The sequence below is a fragment of the Mycolicibacterium aubagnense genome (assembly GCF_010730955.1).
In the GTDB taxonomy this organism is placed as follows: Bacteria; Actinomycetota; Actinomycetes; order Mycobacteriales; family Mycobacteriaceae; genus Mycobacterium; species Mycobacterium aubagnense.
In genome coordinates this window covers 986,454-1,004,545 of record NZ_AP022577.1, presented here as the reverse complement: position 1 = coordinate 1,004,545, position 18,092 = coordinate 986,454, and the positions used below count along the sequence as shown (strand labels likewise).

The following is an 18,092-nucleotide window of genomic DNA, read 5'->3' as shown; positions in this document are numbered from 1 at the left end:
GCTCACATCTAGGACTCTATGAAAGTGATGGCGGCATTGTCCTCATCCTCCGGGGTGAAATACCCCGACCGTCAGCGCGCGGGCCACCTGCGCCGAGGACCGTACGTGGCTCGGCGGAGCACCCACTCGATCGGCCCGTAACGGTGACGGCGCGCCCACAGCTGACTGGCGCCGAGCTGCATCAGGTAGATGGCCACCGCGATCAGGACGACCAGCCAGTCAGGCAATCTCCCGACGAGCGCGAATCCGTTGCCGGTGAAGATCACCGACGTGATGACCGATTGCCCGATGTAGTTCGTCGCGGCGAATTTTCCAGCGGTTCCGAGAGTCTGTGCCAGCCGCGGTCGGTGCTGCGCCAGCCGCAGGATGGTCGCTGCATATGCCGCGGCCAGAGGCAGATTGAGGAGGGCGGTCACCCCGGCCAACGACGGGTTGTCCAGGGTCGCCGTCAGCAGTGAGAACGGGGCCGCGATACCGAATCCGATCCATTGCACCTTCGGAAGTAGGGGCAGATACCGGTCCGGCGTTTCGAGCAGCCGCGTCTTACCGGCGGCGAAACCGATTAGGAACAACGGCAGCACGTTCAGGAGTCCGAAGACCAGGAACAGGTCGAACCGTTCGAAGAACGTCTCCCATCGGTATGACGCCGCGGTGAGCCACCCCGCTCGCAGGGCAGCCATCGCGCCATCGTCGCTCATGACCGTTGTCGGCGCGTTCATGCCAAGGACGGTCACCGCGACGACAAAGGTGCCGTACAGCCCCGCAGCGCAGCGGAGCGCGGTCTTCGGCTGAATCCTGTTCATCGCCAACAGAATCAAGCCCAATAGCCCGTAGCCAAACAGCACGTCGTCGCTGAAAAGGAACGCGACGTGCAGCAGGCCGATCGTCATCAACGCCGCGCATCGGCGCATCGTGCGTAGGCGGACGTCGGCGCCGTCACGTTCGGCTGAACGAAATTGCAAAGTGAGGGAATAGCCGAAGAGAAACGAGAACAGGACGTAGAACTTGTCGGAGCAGAACGCGGTCAGCACGGTGCGGACAGGTCCCGAGGCGAGCCCGTCAGGATTCGCCATCACCGTGATGTTCACGACGAGAATCCCGCCCAGCGCGAACCCGCGCAGGACGTCGAGTGCGGCTATCCGTGGCACCGCGGCCACGAGTGGTCGGCTGGTCATGGCGCGACGGTAGGTCGCAACGACGCCGGTACGGATCGCTCCGCGGGCTGATCTGTGCCGGTCACACACTCATGCTGTGGGGTGATGCGGTCGGTGCTAGTCGGGGTCTTCCTGCAGTTGGCGGACGCCCGTCACGCCGTCGACCAGAGCCAGCACCGACGCGGCCCGGATGACTCCGGAGCCGCCGAGCGTCAGCTGAACGCCGACGTGGCCGGGTGGTGCTTCGAGGGGCTCCCCGGGTGGGTCGGTCTCGAGGTCGGTGATCTGCCAGTCGCGCCGGCCGCACGCCTGCAGCACATCACGTAGGACACCACGGTCGTCGGCATAGGTGATGTGCAGTCGGACCGATCCGCCCAGTCGCGAGGCCAGCCGCTGGGCCACCGGCATGAATCCGATGATGATCAGCAGGTGCATCGCGGTCATCACCGACGCGAGCAGTAGCAGGCCGGCACCGGCCGCCATGCCGATCGCTGCCGACTCCCACACCGAGGCCGCGGTGGTCAGCCCGTGCACCGAACCGCGGCGCACGATGATGATGCCCGCACCGAGAAACCCGATGCCCGAGACGATCTGGGCCGCGACGCGTGACGGGTCGACGACCACCAGTCCCGGGGTCAGGACGTCGCCGAAGCCGTACTTGCTGATCAGCATGATCAGCGCGGCAGCGGTGCCGACGAGGGTCTGCGTGCGCAAACCGGCACTCTTGCCCTGGATTTCGCGTTCCAGTCCGATGAGCGCGGTGAGGCCGAACGCGACCACCAGTTCGATGAGCTGTCGCGAACCCTGCCCGGGTCCACCGAAAAAGGCGGGATCTGCCAGCCATTCCATGAAGGACAAACTAACGCGCTCCGATGAGTTTTGGCGGCCGTCGAAGTCTGTCTGTTCGAGGGCCGATTTCCGATGAGGAGTGATGTCATGTCTGCGCAACCAGCTGCCTATCCCGATGTCGTTTCGCGAGAGGAGTGGGTCGGGGCTCGCACCAAGCTATTGGCTCGGGAACGTGAGGCGACGCATCTGCGCGACGCGGTCAACGCCCAGCGCCGCAGGCTGCCGATGGTGAAGGTCGAGAAGGACTACGTGTTCGACGGCGCCGACGGCGCGGTCAGGTTGCTGGACATGTTCGAGGGCCGCAGCCAGCTCTACATCCACCACTTCATGTGGGTCGACGCGATCGATGCCGGCTGTCCGAGCTGCACCGCCGCGGCGGACCTGACGTTCACCGAAGGTGATCGAAAGCTGTTGCACGGCAAGAATGTCACGTTCGCGTGCGTCTCTCGCGCGCCGTACGAGAGCATCGCCCGGTACCGCGACCAGCACGGCTGGACGTTTCCGTGGTACTCGTCGCGTGACGGGGATTTCACTTACGACTTCCACGTGACGCTCGACCCGGCACGGGCGCCCATCGATTACAACTACACGTCGCTCGACGAGCTGCACGCCGACGGCTGGACCGACGACGACCTGCGCGGAGACTGGCCCGGCGCCAGCGTTTTCCTGCGCCGCGGCGACGAGGTGTTCCATACGTACTCGGCGTATGCGCGCGGACTCGACCACTCCGCGGTGGGCTATCCATTCCTCGATCTGACCCCTTACGGCCGACAGGAGCCGTGGGAAGACTCGCCGGCCGGCTGGCCGCAGGGCGGCGCCGTGGTGGGCAGACCGGTAGGTGACTGCTGTGAGGGGTAGCAATCACCGCGATTACAACCCTGGGCGGGCGGAGGCGCGACTGGCACTGTGATGATCAGTGCGGGTGTGGCTGAGTGGCTAGGCACCGGCCTGCAAAGCCGTTCACACGGGTTCGAATCCCGTCACTCGCTCCACTACTGGAAGCTCGGCAGGTGCCACCACCTGCCGAGCTTTCAGGTGCGACGCCTGGTCTCTAATGTGGGGTGGCACGCGTCAATACCCCTGAAAGTCTTGCTTTCTCAGGGGTATTCACTCGTTAGTGCGAGGGTGGCGGGATGTCGGCTTCTTGTAGTTCTCCGGCTTCGCGGCGGGCTTCGCGTTCTTCGCGTTCTTTGCGTCTGCGGGCGGCGGCTTCTTGGGCGGCTGCTGCGGCGTGGAGGTCGGCTTCGTTGAGGGCGCGTTCGTAGGCGATCTGCTGGGCGAGGTCGTGGGCGCGGGTGCGGCGGCGGGTGGGCATCATGATGCCCCGGCCGGGGGCCGGTGGGGTGTCCAGATCGGCGACCTCTGGTGGTGGGTTCGGCAAGGGTGTGTCGGTGATCTTGTCGGGGAACAGGATTCGACTTTCCGGCACGCTGGTGTAGGTGTGGCCGGTGGGTGCGGTCCACACGATGGTGCCGTCGGGTTGTTGACGGTCCTGCCAGCCATCACGGCCGCCGTAGAAGGTTTTGAGTAGGTGGTGTTTTCGGCATTTGGGACCCAGGTTGCCCGGATGCGTCGGCCCGGCCGGCCACGGGATCGTGTGGTCGAGGTCGCAGGCGGTGGCGGGCTGATCGCAGCCGGGGAACATGCACGTCATCGCCCGCATCCGAACGAACTCATCCAGCGCGGCCGAGGGCCGGTAGCGGGGCACTCCGTCGAGATCGGTGGCGGAGGCGACGGCGCGGACTGTGGCGCCGCGCGCGGCCAGATCGGCCAGCAGCGCCGGTGGCACGACGGCACCGCCGATCATGTAGCCGATCGGGGTGCGCACCGGCGCCGAGGCTTTGGCGAGCGCGAGGACCGGAGCCGGCGTGGGCGCCGCGTCAGGCACAGCGTCATTCACCGGCGCCGGCTCAGGTGCGGGCGAGGGTGGCAGTGGTGTCAGGGGCGCGGCCGGATCCCCGCTGAGCAGCGGGTCAGCCACCGGCGCGGGCAGCGCATCGGTGAGAACGTGGATCACCACCGCCGTCGCGCGGGCATCCGGCCCGGCCGCCGCGCAATCGGGACTGCCACACTGGCAGGCCAACCGGTCCCCGCGGGCGGCGAGCACCCCCAACGCATCCGCGCGGCGCTGCCCGAAGGTGCGCGGATCGCTCTCACACACCTGCCGGGCCATCTCCGTCAACACCCGATTCAACAACTCGGCATCCGTGGCCAGCAGCGCACCCCAGATCGACGCCACCCCGGTCTCATCATCAGGTTTGCCGACCCCGACCCCACGGCGGCGGGCCGCCGACCGCACCTTCAGCACCGCAGCCGGATCGAACTTATGCACCCAACCGTCGATCTTCTTCTCAATCTTCTTGCGGGACAAACCCACCCACTCACACAGCGCCCCCGCCAACGCCGCATCCAGCACGGCCAGCGTGTTGGCGTCCTCCACCAGGCGGGTGCGCCAGCAGATCGTGCCGACCGTTCGTGCCGAGACGCCACCGTCGGCAAACACCGCCGCCACCCGACGCAGGCGGTCGCGCAACGCGACGGCGGTCGCCATCTGCCCGGACGCTTCCCGAGACCCGATGCCCAAGGCGGCCCCGACTTCAGCGGCCGCGGCATCCCAGCCATCACAGGCCCACCACTGCCGATCACCCTGATCATCAACCCGCAACGCGACCAGGTCAGCGATCGCCGCGAAGCGGATGCTCGCGGCCCGCGCTTCCACCCGGGCACTGTGGCTGATGGCATCGACCACGGAAGCGTCGTGGACCAGCGCACCGCCGGCCCCGATCCCTATGTGTTCGAACATATGTGCGATATTACCGATAGATCTGCCGCGCCGCAACAGAATTCGACGAGGTTGTGGATAACTCACGGGAATGGAGGTCGCTCGTCGAGGCGATCGGCACCACCGATCAGTTGGGTGCGTCAACGCCTCAGGCAAGATGCCTCAGGTGACGTACAGTTCGCCGACCCTGTCTGATCTCGTCAGCACGCTGCTGGTGGATCAGACCGACGACCACCACTTCGTGGCCGCCCAGCTCGACAACCCCAGCCACCACATCGCCGGCGGCCACCTCGCCGGTCAGGTGCTGGTGGCGGCGAGCCGGACCACGCCAGGTCGCAGCGCGCACAGCCTGCACGTCTACTACCTGCGGGCAGGGGATTCCCGCTACCCGGTCGAGATCCAGGTCGATGCCGCGCGCGACGGCGGCACGCTCGCAACCCGGCGGATCACCGCCCGCCAGGACGGGGAGATCCTGCTGGAGGCGTTGGCGTCGTTCAGTACCCAGGTCGGCGCGCTCGACTACCAGGCTGCCATTCCCGATGTGCCGGAACCGCTTTCGGTTCCGACCATGGCCGAACAGCTTGCTGACTACGCCGAGGAATCCGGTGGGTTCTGGGTTCGCGACCAGCCGTTCGAGCTGCGCTACATCGATCCGCACCCGCGGCTGGCCAAAGATTCGCCGGACCCGGCGCCGCATCTGCGGATGTGGTGGCGCCCGACCGATGTAATTCCGGACGACCCGGCGCTGCACGCCGGCCTGCTCGCGTACCTGACCGGCACCACGATGCTGGAGGCGGCGATGATCCCGCGCGGTGCGCTGCCGGCCCATACGTTTTCGGCGCTGATCGACCATGCGCTGTGGTTCCACCGGCCGGTCGACCTGAGTGACTGGGTGCTGTCCGACCAGACCTCGCTGAGCGGTATCGGCGGGCGCGGCCTCGCGAGCGGGACGATGTACAACCGCGCCGGGCAGTTGGTGTGCGTCGCCACACAGGAGCTGTATTTCGGTCGTGGCTAACGATCACGGGCCTGAAGCGGTCCCGCTCACCGGGCGAAACACCCGACCGATTCGTCACCATTAGCAAGCCCGTTGCCGTGGCTGCCGCTAACATCGGTGCCGGTAAAACACATTTTTGACGGTGTCCCCGGCGAACTCGTGTGGTGAAACCGCACCAACGGCCGCACTTCAGCGGCTACTGTCTGCGGTGACGCCGGCCGGAACGCCGGATACACAAACCTGCATAACGGGAGGCCATTGATGAGCGGCTACCAGACCGTGGTCGTCGGTACGGACGGATCGGATTCGTCACTGCGTGCGGTGGAGCGCGCTGCCCAGATCGCCGCGGGGGCCAATGCGAAGTTGGTCGTGGCAACCGCCTACTTCCCGCACGCCGATGATCAGCGTGCAGCCGACGTCCTGAAGGACGAGGGCTACAAGGTGCACGGCGATGCGCCCATCTACGCGATCCTGCGCGAAGCCCGCGACCGTGCCGAGGCGGCCGGTGCCACCCAGGTGGAGGAGAAGGCCATCGTCGGCGCTCCCGTCGACGCGCTCGTCGACCTTGCCGAGAGCACCGGCGCCGACCTGCTGGTCGTCGGTAACGTCGGTTTGAGCACCATCGCCGGCCGTCTGCTCGGCTCGGTGCCGGCGAACGTGGCCCGTCGCGCCAAGATTGACGTGCTGATCGTCCACACCTCGTAGGTTCGGATTTTCCCTGAGGCCCTCGGCGTACTGCCGGGGGCCTCAGGGTTTTTCGTGCCCGTAAAGTTTCCAGCCATGGCCCGAAGAAGTCTCGTCCTTGCGCCGTGGGTGGCGTTGTCACTGACCGCCGTCACGCTGGTCGCCGGCTGCGGTGGAAACGATCACGCCGCCGCACCCGTGACGACCTCCGCGCAATCGTCCGAGACCGCGTCGACGATCCCAGCCGTAGCCCCGCCGGATCCGAACGTGGCACAGCACCCCGCGGTCGTCGCGGCGCAGGCGAGTGTGGTGCGGGTGCACGGGGTCGCGCACAGCTGCCGAAAGCGGTTGGAGGGCACCGGGTTTGTGGTAGGTCCCAAGCGAGTCATGACGACGGCGCACGGCGTCGCGGGGACCGACGCCGTCTCGGTCGAGGTGAACGGCACCAAATATGACGGCCAGGTGGTGTCGTTCGACCCGAACATGGACATCTCGATTCTCGCGGTCCCGGACCTGCCGACCGCTCCGTTGATGTTCTCCGAGGCACCTGCGGTCAGTGGCGCCGATGCGGCGGCGCTCGGGTTTCCGCACGGGGGCGCGTACGAGGCCAAACCGGTGCGCGTCCGCCAGATCATCGAACTCCAGGGACCGGACATCTTTCGGACCGGCACGGTGACCCGCGAGGTGTATGCCCTCAGAGGTGCTGTGCAGCAAGGCAATTCAGGCGGGCCGGTGATCGACCTGGACGGCCGCGTGCGTGGGGTGATCTTCGGTGCGGCGCAGGACGATCCCGACACGGGTTTCGCGCTGACCGCGAAGGAAGTCGGACCTCAACTGGCGCTGGTCGGTAACACCCAGCCCGTCCCGACGGGGCAGTGCGTGGGCTGACCGCTCCAGCGGCTACCAGCCGCGCGCCCGCCATTCCTCGAGATGCGGCCGCTCGGCGCCGAGCGTGGTGTCGTCGCCGTGGCCGGGATAGACGACCGTCGAATCGGGGTAGACGTCGAAGACCTTGCGGGTGACGTCGCCGAGCAGTCGCTCGAAGTCGCCCTCCTGCCAGGTCTTGCCCACGCCGCCCGGAAACAGGCAGTCGCCGGTGAACAAGTGGGTGATCTCACCGTCGGCGCCGCGCAGCGCCAGCGCTACCGAGCCCTCGGTGTGTCCCTGCAGGTGGATGACATCAAAAGTCAGCTCGCCGATGGTGATGGTGTCGCCGTCGGCCAGGATCCGGTCGGGTTTGACCGGCAGCGGCTCGGCGTCCAGGGCATGGGCGGCGGTGGGCGCACCTGTGGCTTCCGCCACTTCGGCGAGGGCCTGCCAGTGGTCGAAATGCTGGTGGCTGGTGACGATGAGTTCGACGTTCGGTGCCTGTGACCTGATCAGCTCGACGAGCGCCGGTCCGTCGTTCGCGGCATCGATGAGCAGCGTTTTTCCGGTCTTGGAACACGTGATCAGGTACGCGTTGTTGTCCATCGGTCCGACCGATGCCTTGATGATCGTCGCGGCAGGCAGCGTGCGACGTGCCGCGGTGCCCGCATCGACGTGGCCGGTGTACGTGTCATTGACGACGGTCATGACGCCACCGTATCCGGACTTGTCGGTGGGGACACATAGCATGGCGCTGTGGTGTCTGGATTGCCCAGACTGGTGAAGGGATACGTGTGTCGGACCGTCTGATCGTCAAAGGTGCGCGCGAGCACAACCTGCGGGGAATCGACCTTGACCTGCCCAGAGACTCGTTGATCGTGTTCACGGGCCTCTCGGGTTCGGGTAAGAGCTCGTTGGCGTTCGACACCATCTTCGCCGAGGGGCAGCGCCGCTACGTCGAGTCGCTGTCGGCTTACGCTCGCCAGTTCCTGGGCCAGATGGACAAGCCGGACGTGGACTTCATCGAAGGTCTGTCGCCGGCGGTGTCCATCGACCAGAAGTCGACCAACCGGAATCCGCGCTCGACCGTCGGCACCATCACCGAGGTGTACGACTACCTGCGTCTGCTCTACGCGCGCGCGGGCACGCCGCACTGCCCGGTGTGTGGGGAGCGCATCGCCCGGCAGACGCCGCAGCAGATCGTCGACCAGGTGCTCGCCATGGACGAGGGCATCCGGTTCCAGGTGCTGGCTCCCGTCGTGCGGACGCGCAAGGGCGAGTTCGTCGACCTCTTCGACAAGCTCAACGGTCAGGGTTACAGCCGCGTCCGGGTTGACGGTGTCGTGCACTCGCTGACCGATCCGCCGAAGCTCAAGAAGCAGGAGAAGCACGACATCGAGGTGGTCGTGGACCGCCTCACCGTCAAGGCCAGTGCCAAGCAGCGGCTCACCGACTCGGTCGAGACCGCGCTGGGCCTCGCCGACGGCATCGTCGTGCTCGAGTTCGTCGACCGTGACGACAACCACCCGCAGCGCGAGCAGCGCTTTTCCGAGAAGCTGGCCTGCCCCAACGCACACCCGCTGGCCGTCGACGACCTTGAACCGCGGTCGTTTTCGTTCAACTCACCGTACGGCGCCTGCCCGGAGTGCACCGGTCTGGGTATCAAGAAGGAAGTCGACCCCGAACTGGTCGTGCCGGACCCGGAGCTGACGCTCGCGGAGGGTGCCGTCGCGCCGTGGTCCATGGGCCACAATTCCGACTACTTCACCCGCATGATGGCCGGTCTGGGCGAAGAGCTGGGCTTCGACATCGACACCCCGTGGAAGAAGCTCCCGGCCAAGGCGCGCAAGGCGATCCTGGAGGGCTCCGACCACCAGGTGCACGTCCGGTACAAGAATCGGTACGGCCGTACCCGTTCCTATTACGCCGACTTCGAAGGTGTGCTGGCGTTCCTGCAGCGCCGCATGGAGCAGACCGAGTCCGAGCAGATGAAGGAGCGTTACGAGGGCTTCATGCGGGACATCCCGTGCCCCGAGTGCGCCGGCACGCGCCTCAAGCCGGAGATCCTGGCCGTCACGCTGTCTGCGGCTGACGATGCGAAATCCATTGCGCAGGTGTGTGATCTGTCCATCTCGGACTGCTCGAAGTTCCTCAACGCGTTGACGCTCGGCTCGCGCGAACAAGCCATCGCCGGGCAGGTGCTCAAAGAGGTGCAGTCCCGGCTGGGCTTCCTGCTCGACGTCGGTCTCGATTACCTGACGCTGTCCCGGGCCGCGGGCACGCTGTCCGGCGGTGAGGCACAACGCATCCGGCTCGCCACCCAGATCGGTTCGGGTCTGGTCGGTGTGCTCTACGTGCTCGACGAGCCGTCTATCGGGTTGCACCAGCGGGACAACCGCCGGCTCATCGACACCCTGGTTCGGCTGCGCGATCTCGGCAACACGCTGATCGTGGTCGAGCACGACCTCGACACCATCGCGCATGCCGACTGGGTCGTCGACATCGGTCCTGCCGCGGGTGAGCACGGTGGCCAGATCGTGCACAGCGGCACCTACAAGGAGCTGCTCAAGAACACCAAATCGCTTACCGGCGCCTATCTTTCGGGCCGCGAGCAGATCGAGGTGCCGGCCATCCGCCGGCCCGTCGACCGTAAGCGGCAGATCACGGTGGTCGGTGCGCGCGAGCACAACCTCAAAGAGGTCGACGTGGCGTTCCCGCTGGGTGTGCTGACGTCGGTCACCGGCGTCTCGGGGTCGGGCAAGTCGACGTTGGTCAACGACATCCTCGCGACGGTCATGGCCAACAAGCTCAACGGCGCCCGGCAGGTGCCGGGCCGGCACACCCGGATCAACGGGCTCGACCAACTGGACAAGCTGGTGCGCGTCGACCAGTCACCGATCGGTCGCACCCCGCGGTCCAACCCGGCGACCTACACCGGCGTGTTCGACAAGATCCGCACCCTGTTCGCGGCGACGACCGAGGCCAAGGTCCGCGGCTACCAGCCGGGCCGGTTCTCGTTCAACGTGAAAGGTGGCCGCTGTGAGGCGTGTTCGGGTGACGGCACCATCAAGATCGAGATGAACTTCCTCCCGGACGTCTACGTGCCGTGCGAGGTGTGCCACGGTGCCCGTTACAACCGGGAGACCCTGGAGGTGCACTACAAGGGCAAGACCATCTCCGAGGTCCTCGACATGCCCATCGAGGAGGCCACCGAGTTCTTCGAGCCCATCAGCTCGATCCACCGGTACCTCAAGACGCTCGTCGACGTCGGTCTGGGCTACGTCCGGCTGGGCCAGCCTGCCCCGACGCTGTCCGGCGGTGAGGCACAGCGCGTCAAGCTCGCCGCCGAACTGCAGAAGCGGTCCACCGGGCGCACCGTCTACATCCTCGATGAGCCGACCACCGGCTTGCATTTCGAGGACATCCGCAAGCTGCTCAAGGTGATCAACGGTCTGGTCGACAAGGGCAACACGGTCATCGTCATCGAGCACAACCTCGACGTGATCAAGACGTCGGACTGGATCGTGGACATGGGACCGGAAGGCGGCGCCGGCGGTGGCACGGTCGTGGTGTCCGGCACGCCGGAAGACGTCGCGGCCAGCCCCGACAGCTACACCGGACAGTTCCTCGCGGAGTTGTTGCCCACGGTCGTGCTGTCGGACGCACCCGCTAAGCGACGGCGCAAGGCCGCCGCGCTTTAGCCGGCACCGATCAATCGACCGTGGGAGACCAGTGAGCCGACCTGCTTGAGCCGCCTGCTGCGGATGCTCACGTCGAACGCTTGAATGTGGTCGACTGTGGCCAACTGCTCGGCGAGGTAGCGGTAGAGATGTCGTTCGTCGTAGCAGATCACTACGGCCATCAGGTTTGCGGGACCGCTAACTGCGGCAACCGAGGCGACCTCGTCATGGCGCGTGATCTGTTCGCCGACCGACGCGAGGTGTAGAGGCGTCGTGGAAATCCAGATCATCGCGTTCAGCGTGAAGCCCAGGCGCTCCGGCAACACGTCGAGGTCGTAGGTCAGGGTGTCGGACGCTGCCAATGCCGCCAGTCGGCGCTTCACCCGGGCCGGTGACCAGCCGGTGAGTGTCGCCAGTGCGCTGTCGGTGATTCGACCGTCGTCGGCGAGTGCGTCCAGCAGTGCTCGGTCATCGGCGGTTGGCGCGGCCGGCTGATCTGGGCGGGCACGTTCGAGTGGTCGCAGCCTGGCGATCTGGTCGGGCGCCAACGCTTGTCCGTATCCGGTCCAGTACCCGCCCGTAGGTGAGCCGAACACGTTGAGTACCAACTCGATTCGCATGTCGAGGACCGCCGATGTGCGCGGCAGCCGGTGCAGTAGTCCGTCGGCGGCATCACCGATCGGGGCACGCACCGCACACACCAGTTCGGTGCCACCTGACAACGTGTTGACGTGTGTGACGTCGGGCCGACGGACCAGCGCTTCGGCGAGCCGAGGGAGATCGGCGGGCTTGGCGCGGACGCGGACGATCCACTGACATTCGCCGTAGACCCGCGGGTTCACCACGCCGACCACACGGAGCACGCCGTCGCGTCGCAAGGCCCGGTAGCGGCGCGCCACGGTCTGTTCTCCGACGCCGATGGCTTCGGCGATGTGTCGAAACGATGCGCGCGGTGCCACCTGCAGTGCGTGCATAATATGACCGTCTATCGCCTCCATGGTGAGGATAATCTACCGAATATTGCTATCAGTTGCCTGTTTTTGACGATCAGGGCCAGTCTTGTTGTCGAAGTTCGACGTGTCGCCGAAGCTGGAGTCCGGCCAGTTGACGTCAACCGAAGGAGGCACGATGGAACTGGGAATCGGGCTGCCAAACCACATCGCCGGTGTGTCGGGTGCGACCTTGATCGATTGGGCCCGCCGTGCCGAACAACGTGGGTTCGAATCGGTCACCGCAATAGACCGGATGTTGTACCCGGGCGTTGACCCACTGATCACGCTGGCAGCGGCGGCGGGTGCGACCAAGGGGCTGACACTGGTGACGAATGTTCTTCTGGCACCGTTGTATCCGGTTGTTCCGCTCGCGAAACAACTCGCCAGCGTGGATCAGATGTGCGGCGGCCGACTGGTCGTCGGTCTTGGCGTCGGCAACCGGCCTGACGACTATGCCAGTACTGGTTCGGATTTCGGACGGCGTGGCCGGATTCTCGACGAGCAGGTCGAGCGGATGCGCCGGCTGTGGGCCGGCGATCCGGTCGCCGATGGCGGCGCGTTATGCCCTGCGCCCGCGAGTATTCCGCTGCTTTTCGGCGGCCGGTCGCCGGCCACAGTGCGGCGGGTCATCGCCGTCGGCAACGGGTGGGCAGCCGGTGCCGTGCGTCATTACGATGCCCAGTCAGAGTTGGCCGAGCAGATCCGCACCGGCTGGCAGGCCGCCGGGCGACCCGGCCGTCCGTACCTGCAGGCATCGGTGAACTTCGGCCTCGGGCCGGCTGATGCGGTCGCGGCAGGTCGGGAGCACTTGGCCCGCTACTACGGCTTCTCTCCGGAGTACGCGCAGGTGAATGTCGACGATATGGTCTGTTCCGCGGAGGATGCCCGCCAAACGGTGCGCCGGTATCGCGAACTCGGTTTCGACCGGCTGCTGTTCCATCCGACCGGCGCGGCCGTCGAACAACTGGATCTACTGGCCGATGCGATTCTTTAGCTGCCTGACGATCAAGGCGTTCTGGCCTTTCCTGACAGGAACTGTGCGAGCGGCGAGGGAAATCGCGGCTTGATCCGTACCCCGTCGAGCCAGTCCGTCAGCTCGGAGGCCTTGCGCTGCAGCACCTTCCGTGCCGATGCCCCGACGTCTTCGACGTACTCGAGCCGCACCCGGCCGTCGGCGTCCTGACCCCAGGCGCCGACGAGGCGGCCGTCCCACCAGATCGTGGGCCCGGCATTGCCGGAGCGGTCGAACAGCTGCCCGGCGTGCGGGCCGAGGTACCACGAACGGGCCTGCCAGCCCATGACGGTCGGGTCCAGCCCGGGCAGCAGTGCACCCCAGGGGGAAACCGGGGGAGCGGCGTCGAGATCATCGGGCAGTACGTACCCGGCGTCATCGCAGCCTTCCAGCGCCACTGCCACTGCATCGATCGAGCGCAGCCCCTCGCGGGCCCATGACAGCGTCTGGCCGAACCACCACTTCACGTCGGTGGCAGTGGCGGGGCCGAAAGTGCGCAGCCAGGGGCGCAGCAGCGCTGCGCGGGCTGCGTCGGGGTCCAGGGCAGCGGCCGGTTCAGGTAACCAGTGCGCCGCCGCGGCCCACAGCGGGCGCGCCGTCGTCCACATACCGTCGTTGGGGCCGCGCAGTACCTGGCCCTGCGCGGACAGCACGGTCATGACCCGCGGCGCAACGGGAGTACTCCCGCCCCAGGTCTTTCCGGGCGCCGGATCCCAGCTGCCCGCCAGCTCGGGCAAGGCAGCTCGGAGCGCAGCGGTCCCGGCCACCAAACCCGCGTCCAGGTGCCCGCGGACCGCGGCCGACGCGAGCTCCAGCCAGGCCTCGCCGTCGGCCGCGATACCTGCTTTCTCGACGTCGCCGATCAGTCGTTTGCGCTCGGTGGCCGCCACGCGATCGCTGGCCGCGGCCTGCACCGCGGGCAGGTCCGCGGTGTGCACGACCCACAGCGTTCGGCGCATGGCCATGTGCTTGACCAGACCGCGGTCGCGGTAGAGCGCGCTGTCCAGATCGGTGACGGTGAAACCGGGCAGCCGCGCCCACAGCGACAGGTACGGCGTGGCGGGGTCGGTGCCGTGCAGGCCGACGAGTGACCGCGTCACCTCGTCCAGGCTCGATGCCGCGCCGCTCGGCGATGCTGAAGGTATGCAAGTCAGCTGTCGTGCATCGAGCGACGGATCTGCTCGAGCCGTTCCGCGGCGGCCTTCTGCCGGGCCTCGTACTGTTCCTCGACCGATCGGACCTCGGGCGTCTCCGCGGCCAGCTCGGCAGAGCCGATCGCCGTGCCGTACCGGTTCTCGATCTTCTCCCGCACCGACTCGAATGTCGGGACGCCGTCGGGGGTGTAGCCCGGATCGATCGAAACGGCCGGCGGGGCGGTGACGGGTGACGTGTCCAGCGGCACGATTTCCGCGTCGATCGGCTCGTTTGGATCCTTCGACGGCTGCTCGGCGGCGGTTTCGTCGGCCATGGCTTCACCGTACCGCGCGGGAAACTTGGGATCGGTAGCCGCGGCGCCCACGTGTACTGACGGCACGACGACGCCACCGGGGCGGCGTACAAGGAAGGGAAACCCTCTGACATGAACATCAATCGCACTCTGGCCGCTGGTATTGGCATGCTGGCCGTGGGCGCCACCCTGATCGGCTGCTCCACCGACAAGGGGGACGGTCCGAAGGCGTCCGGCCCGGGTTCGGTGAGCAATGGCGGCAACACTGTGGTGAAGGTCGAGGGCCAGGACCTGGCCGGCCTGGACCTGAAGTCGGTGACCTGCGTGAAGCAGGCCGGCACCATCAATATCGCCAGTGCTCCCATCGGCGGCGGCGCGCAGGGCCTCGGCGTCGTGATGACCGACGCGGCACCGCCGAAGGTGCAGTCCCTGGGCCTGGTGGTCGACGGCAACGCACTCGCGGTGTCCGAGATGGGCGGCATGAAGACCGGGTCGGCCGACGTCAAGGTCGACGGCAGCACGTACACCATCACCGGTCAGGCCGCGGGTGCTGACATGAAGAACCCGATGGCCGGGATGATCTCGAAAAACTTCGAGATCAAGGTGACCTGCGGCTGACATGCCCAGGGCTGCCCGGGCGGGTGCATCCATGAAGTCGGATGCACCCGCTCCTGGTCTTCCCGTCGCTGCGCTCGCCAGCCTTATGATGCGGCCGTGTCGATCACCGGCGAACTCTCCCGCGCCCGCGCGCTGATGTTCGCCGCCGACGAGCCGACAGCCAAAGAACTCCTGCTGTCGCTGATGCCCGCCATCGAAGCGGCCGACCGCGACGACCAGATGCTCGAGGTCTTCGCCCAGCTCGGCGAGATCTATCTGATCCGCAGCGCGCTGGACGGCGTGCGCGAATGCATCCGGCGGATCGACGACTGCCTCGACATCTACGCGTCGATCCTGGCCGGCCGCGCGCCGGCCGAGATCGTCGCGCAGATGACCATCACCCCCGAGGACGCGGATCACATGCTCAGCCGCTACCGCCGTCGGGCCACGTTCCTGCGGACTGGCCTGGCCGCCGCCATCGGCGACCACGAGGGCGCGGCGCAGTCCCTGACCGCGCTGGACAACCGGTCGCCGTACTCCGATCTGGAGGACGAACACGCGTACCTCCTCACCCACGCCCGCATTCTGTGTGCGCTGGCGCTCTGCGACGACGACCTGCACGTTCGCTCGGTGCCGTTGTGGGAACGGGTGCTGGCGACGGTCGCCACGCCGGCGGACGGCCCGGAGCGTGAATATCTCTGGCTGACCGGGGCACTCGGCTACGCGCGGTTCTGCATTGAAACCGGCAGGGTCGACGAGGCCCTGCCGTGGCTGCGTCGCGCCGAGGCCCGGGCACAGGCCCGCGGTTGGGAATTGGCCACGGCCAGAGCACAATTGGAGCGAGCGGCGGTGAGCTGGCTGGCCGGTGACCAACAGTCCACCGAGGCACTCGTCACCGCTGCGTATCCCGAGATCGCGCGGCAGGCGCGGGCCCACGAGGTATCCCGCTGCTGGCTGTACTTCGGGCTGACCCGGCTGGCGGTCGGTGCGCTGCAGGCCGCCGACGAATGCTGGGGCCATGCCGAGCGGCACTGGCGAGAACTCGGCAAGCCGCTGCACGTGCACCGCATCCTGTTGCAGCGCAGCTGGATCGCCATTTTCCGTGGCCACTATGACGAAGCGCGGGCGCTCGTCGGTCAGGCCCGCGACTGCCTGGATTCCTCGCCGCGCAGCAGTTGGCTGCAGTACGCCCGGTTGGACGACCAGCTCGGTACGGTCTGGCGCGCCGAGGGACTCGCGGACCTGGGCTTTGACGCTGCGGGGAATCCGACCGATACGTGGGCGCAGGCCGAAGCGCGCTATCGCAATGCCGTCGGGGCCTGGTCCGCCGAACCGGGCACCGACCAATACCGGGCCGGTATGGCCAAATTGGCCACCGCGGCCGACCTGAAGGTGCCGGCCGCCCTGGCCGTCGATTCGGTGCGGTATTCGATCACCGATGCCGACGCCCGCGCACGCTGGGCCACCGGGGTCGCCGCACCGCTGCTTGCCGGAGCGTTCGCGGTGGCGTGGGAATCGCAGGATCCGGTCCTGGTCGGCGAACTGATCGAATATCACAGCGCCCGAGGTGCGTTCAGCGTCGGCGCTGCGAAGGACGCGACGAGGGAGTGGGCCCGGGCCACCACGACGGCGGCGCCGGTCATCGATGTCGAGCAGCTGGCCGCGGTCGCCTCCGGGCCGGTCGCTGTCGGCGCTGCCGGCCTGATCCGCCTCGGGCCGCTGCCGCCGCTGCGGATGGAACCGGACGGTGAGCCGGTGCTGGCGCGTTACCGTGAGCTGGCCGCGGCCCGGTATGGCCGCGCCGTCACCGCGGATCAGGACGCGTGGTCGACATGCCCGTAACCGACACCACCACAATGACGTTGGTGCTGCGCTTCGCCGATGTCGGGATCGCGACGTATGTCAGCCTGCGGGTGGTCGGCTCGCCCGAGCGGCTGGTCACCTGGACGGTGGCCGAGGATATTCTCCTCGCGGTAACCTCGGCGCTGGCCGAGGCGTTGCCGGATCCGCTTGCCGACGAACACATTTCCGATGCACTGATCCGGTCTCTCGCCGCCGGCCCGTTCTCGACCGTCGCACGGGAGCGCGAACTCGCCCGGTTGCTGGGTGCACTGCTACCCGATGAGGCGTGGGATCTGGTGCGGCAGTACACGGGCGAGCCGGAGCCGCCGGTGCTGTTCGTGTCACCGAGCGCCCGCCTGAGCCGCGTGCCGTGGGGCCTGCTCGCCCAGCCCACGGGCAACGACGACCGGCGCCTGATCGAACTCACCGACCTCCTGCTCGCGGTACCGCCGAACATCGCGAATGCGCCCCGTCGCCAAGCGAATCCGGCCGGGCCACCACTTCTGCTGCTGGACCCGAAGGTACCGGGCCAACGGCCGGATTCGGCACTCGGCTCGGTGCTGGGGCGACCTTCGTCGGATACCGTGCTGGCCCGGCACTTCGCCGGGCGCCCCGCGCTGCCGGCGGTCACCGAACCCGGGCAGCTCTTCCGCCGCGCTGACGCCGACCGGCACTGGCTGGCGGATCAGTTGGCGCAGCAGCCGGCACGGCTGGTGTATGTCGGCCACGCCAGCGCGGCCCCTGACCGCGATGGCTCGGCCGACCAGGCCGCGCTGCATCTCGCCGAGCCCGAGCCGCTGACCGCCGCCGACATCATGGTGAAGGGATGGGCAGTCCCGCCCCGGGTCGCGTTGTTGGCATGCGCATCGGGCGCCGACTACCGGTTCGACGAAGCCACCGGACTGGTGGCGGCGATGATTCTGGGTGGCGCACAGGTGGTTACCGCGACCCTGTGGTCACTGCCGACGACGGCCGGATACCGGACTGCCACCTCTGGGGACTCTGATCCGATGTCCGAGGTGATCATCGCCGTCGACACGGCACACGAGGCGGCGACGCCGGCCCGTGCCGTCAACCGCTGGCAGCGAGACTGCCTGCGCCGCTGGCGAACCGGTGACGCCGCGCTCAGCCCCGTCTACTGGGCGGCCCTGATGACCTTCACCGTCGACGGCGCGCGCTGACCATGCCG

At 67.4% G+C, this 18,092-nt stretch carries 16 protein-coding genes and 1 tRNA gene; 10 read left to right on the top strand and 7 right to left on the bottom strand.

Annotated elements, in window-relative coordinates:
* Positions 1–71: 71 nt before the first annotated feature.
* The gene (locus tag G6N59_RS05010) at positions 72–1,175 is read right to left on the bottom strand and encodes a DUF418 domain-containing protein (RefSeq protein WP_138231076.1); all 1,104 of its coding nucleotides are present in this window, start codon (positions 1,173–1,175) and stop codon (positions 72–74) included.
* Positions 1,176–1,271: 96 nt separating this feature from the next.
* Complete coding sequence (locus tag G6N59_RS05005) at positions 1,272–2,003, bottom strand: MgtC/SapB family protein (RefSeq protein WP_138231075.1); 732 nt, start codon at positions 2,001–2,003, stop codon at positions 1,272–1,274.
* Positions 2,004–2,090: 87 nt separating this feature from the next.
* On the opposite strand from G6N59_RS05005, the gene G6N59_RS05000 reads away from it, so the two are divergent.
* Both G6N59_RS05000 and G6N59_RS04995 read left to right on the top strand, forming a co-directional pair.
* Positions 2,091–2,861: a DUF899 domain-containing protein gene (locus tag G6N59_RS05000; protein WP_138231074.1), complete on the top strand. Its 771-nt coding sequence runs from the start codon at positions 2,091–2,093 to the stop codon at positions 2,859–2,861.
* A gap of 60 nt (positions 2,862–2,921) precedes the next feature.
* Positions 2,922–2,995 (top strand) — tRNA-Cys (locus G6N59_RS04995).
* Between the two features lie 122 nt (positions 2,996–3,117).
* Here G6N59_RS04995 and G6N59_RS04990 read toward each other — a convergent pair.
* Positions 3,118–4,806: an HNH endonuclease signature motif containing protein gene (locus G6N59_RS04990; RefSeq protein WP_163910984.1), complete on the bottom strand. Its 1,689-nt coding sequence runs from the start codon at positions 4,804–4,806 to the stop codon at positions 3,118–3,120.
* Positions 4,807–4,942: 136 nt separating this feature from the next.
* On the opposite strand from G6N59_RS04990, the gene G6N59_RS04985 reads away from it, so the two are divergent.
* The 3 genes from G6N59_RS04985 (at position 4,943) to G6N59_RS04975 (ending at position 7,354) form a co-directional block, all read left to right on the top strand.
* Positions 4,943–5,803 carry an acyl-CoA thioesterase gene (locus G6N59_RS04985; protein WP_138231068.1) on the top strand — a complete coding sequence of 287 codons (861 nt, stop codon included), beginning with the start codon at positions 4,943–4,945 and terminating at the stop codon, positions 5,801–5,803.
* A gap of 240 nt (positions 5,804–6,043) precedes the next feature.
* A complete protein-coding gene (locus G6N59_RS04980; RefSeq protein WP_138231067.1) occupies positions 6,044–6,487 on the top strand; it encodes a universal stress protein in 444 nt (147 codons plus the stop codon).
* A 75-nt stretch (positions 6,488–6,562) separates the two neighbouring features.
* A complete protein-coding gene (locus tag G6N59_RS04975) occupies positions 6,563–7,354 on the top strand; it encodes a MarP family serine protease (RefSeq protein ID WP_275938288.1) in 792 nt (263 codons plus the stop codon).
* Between the two features lie 12 nt (positions 7,355–7,366).
* Here the strand turns inward: G6N59_RS04975 and G6N59_RS04970 are convergent, their stop codons facing one another.
* The gene (locus tag G6N59_RS04970; RefSeq protein WP_138231066.1) at positions 7,367–8,041 is read right to left on the bottom strand and encodes an MBL fold metallo-hydrolase; all 675 of its coding nucleotides are present in this window, start codon (positions 8,039–8,041) and stop codon (positions 7,367–7,369) included.
* 86 nt (positions 8,042–8,127) lie between these two features.
* On the opposite strand from G6N59_RS04970, the gene uvrA reads away from it, so the two are divergent.
* Positions 8,128–11,034 carry an excinuclease ABC subunit UvrA gene (gene uvrA, locus G6N59_RS04965; RefSeq protein ID WP_138231065.1) on the top strand — a complete coding sequence of 969 codons (2,907 nt, stop codon included), beginning with the start codon at positions 8,128–8,130 and terminating at the stop codon, positions 11,032–11,034.
* Here uvrA and G6N59_RS04960 read toward each other — a convergent pair.
* Positions 11,031–11,987 (bottom strand): Lrp/AsnC family transcriptional regulator, encoded by a 957-nt coding sequence (locus G6N59_RS04960; RefSeq protein ID WP_234884283.1) that lies wholly within the window; start codon positions 11,985–11,987, stop codon positions 11,031–11,033. The genes uvrA and G6N59_RS04960 overlap by 4 nt on opposite strands.
* 154 nt (positions 11,988–12,141) lie before the next feature.
* On the opposite strand from G6N59_RS04960, the gene G6N59_RS04955 reads away from it, so the two are divergent.
* A complete protein-coding gene (locus tag G6N59_RS04955; RefSeq protein ID WP_138231063.1) occupies positions 12,142–12,999 on the top strand; it encodes an LLM class flavin-dependent oxidoreductase in 858 nt (285 codons plus the stop codon).
* Positions 13,000–13,010: 11 nt separating this feature from the next.
* Here the strand turns inward: G6N59_RS04955 and G6N59_RS04950 are convergent, their stop codons facing one another.
* Together G6N59_RS04950 and G6N59_RS04945 are read right to left on the bottom strand one after the other, a co-directional pair.
* The gene (locus G6N59_RS04950; RefSeq protein WP_138231062.1) at positions 13,011–14,171 is read right to left on the bottom strand and encodes a winged helix DNA-binding domain-containing protein; all 1,161 of its coding nucleotides are present in this window, start codon (positions 14,169–14,171) and stop codon (positions 13,011–13,013) included.
* Positions 14,168–14,485 (bottom strand): PspA/IM30 family protein, encoded by a 318-nt coding sequence (locus G6N59_RS04945; RefSeq protein ID WP_138231061.1) that lies wholly within the window; start codon positions 14,483–14,485, stop codon positions 14,168–14,170. Before G6N59_RS04945 ends, G6N59_RS04950 begins: the two co-directional genes overlap by 4 nt.
* Before the next feature lie 111 nt (positions 14,486–14,596).
* Between G6N59_RS04945 and G6N59_RS04940 the strand changes: the two genes are divergently transcribed.
* From G6N59_RS04940 to G6N59_RS04930, 3 genes are all read left to right on the top strand, one after another.
* Positions 14,597–15,082, top strand: a complete 486-nt coding sequence (locus G6N59_RS04940; RefSeq protein ID WP_138231060.1) for a lipoprotein LpqH — start codon at positions 14,597–14,599, stop codon at positions 15,080–15,082.
* A gap of 96 nt (positions 15,083–15,178) precedes the next feature.
* A complete protein-coding gene (locus G6N59_RS04935) occupies positions 15,179–16,903 on the top strand; it encodes a hypothetical protein (protein WP_138231059.1) in 1,725 nt (574 codons plus the stop codon).
* Complete coding sequence (locus tag G6N59_RS04930) at positions 16,894–18,084, top strand: CHAT domain-containing protein (protein WP_138231058.1); 1,191 nt, start codon at positions 16,894–16,896, stop codon at positions 18,082–18,084. Before G6N59_RS04935 ends, G6N59_RS04930 begins: the two co-directional genes overlap by 10 nt.
* The last annotated feature ends 8 nt before the right edge of the window (positions 18,085–18,092 follow it).

Coding starts and splice junctions, on each gene's coding strand:
- G6N59_RS04980 (WP_138231067.1), top strand. CDS start 6,044: ATGAGCGGCTACCAGACCGTGGTCGTCGGTACGGACGGATCGGATTCG.
- G6N59_RS04970 (WP_138231066.1), bottom strand. CDS start 8,041: ATGACCGTCGTCAATGACACGTACACCGGCCACGTCGATGCGGGCACC.
- G6N59_RS05000 (WP_138231074.1), top strand. CDS start 2,091: ATGTCTGCGCAACCAGCTGCCTATCCCGATGTCGTTTCGCGAGAGGAG.
- G6N59_RS04975 (WP_275938288.1), top strand. CDS start 6,563: ATGGCCCGAAGAAGTCTCGTCCTTGCGCCGTGGGTGGCGTTGTCACTG.
- G6N59_RS04940 (WP_138231060.1), top strand. CDS start 14,597: ATGAACATCAATCGCACTCTGGCCGCTGGTATTGGCATGCTGGCCGTG.
- G6N59_RS04985 (WP_138231068.1), top strand. CDS start 4,943: ATGCCTCAGGTGACGTACAGTTCGCCGACCCTGTCTGATCTCGTCAGC.
- G6N59_RS04955 (WP_138231063.1), top strand. CDS start 12,142: ATGGAACTGGGAATCGGGCTGCCAAACCACATCGCCGGTGTGTCGGGT.
- G6N59_RS04930 (WP_138231058.1), top strand. CDS start 16,894: ATGCCCGTAACCGACACCACCACAATGACGTTGGTGCTGCGCTTCGCC.
- G6N59_RS04990 (WP_163910984.1), bottom strand. CDS start 4,806: ATGTTCGAACACATAGGGATCGGGGCCGGCGGTGCGCTGGTCCACGAC.
- G6N59_RS05010 (WP_138231076.1), bottom strand. CDS start 1,175: ATGACCAGCCGACCACTCGTGGCCGCGGTGCCACGGATAGCCGCACTC.
- G6N59_RS04960 (WP_234884283.1), bottom strand. CDS start 11,987: ATGCACGCACTGCAGGTGGCACCGCGCGCATCGTTTCGACACATCGCC.
- G6N59_RS04945 (WP_138231061.1), bottom strand. CDS start 14,485: ATGGCCGACGAAACCGCCGCCGAGCAGCCGTCGAAGGATCCAAACGAG.
- G6N59_RS05005 (WP_138231075.1), bottom strand. CDS start 2,003: ATGGAATGGCTGGCAGATCCCGCCTTTTTCGGTGGACCCGGGCAGGGT.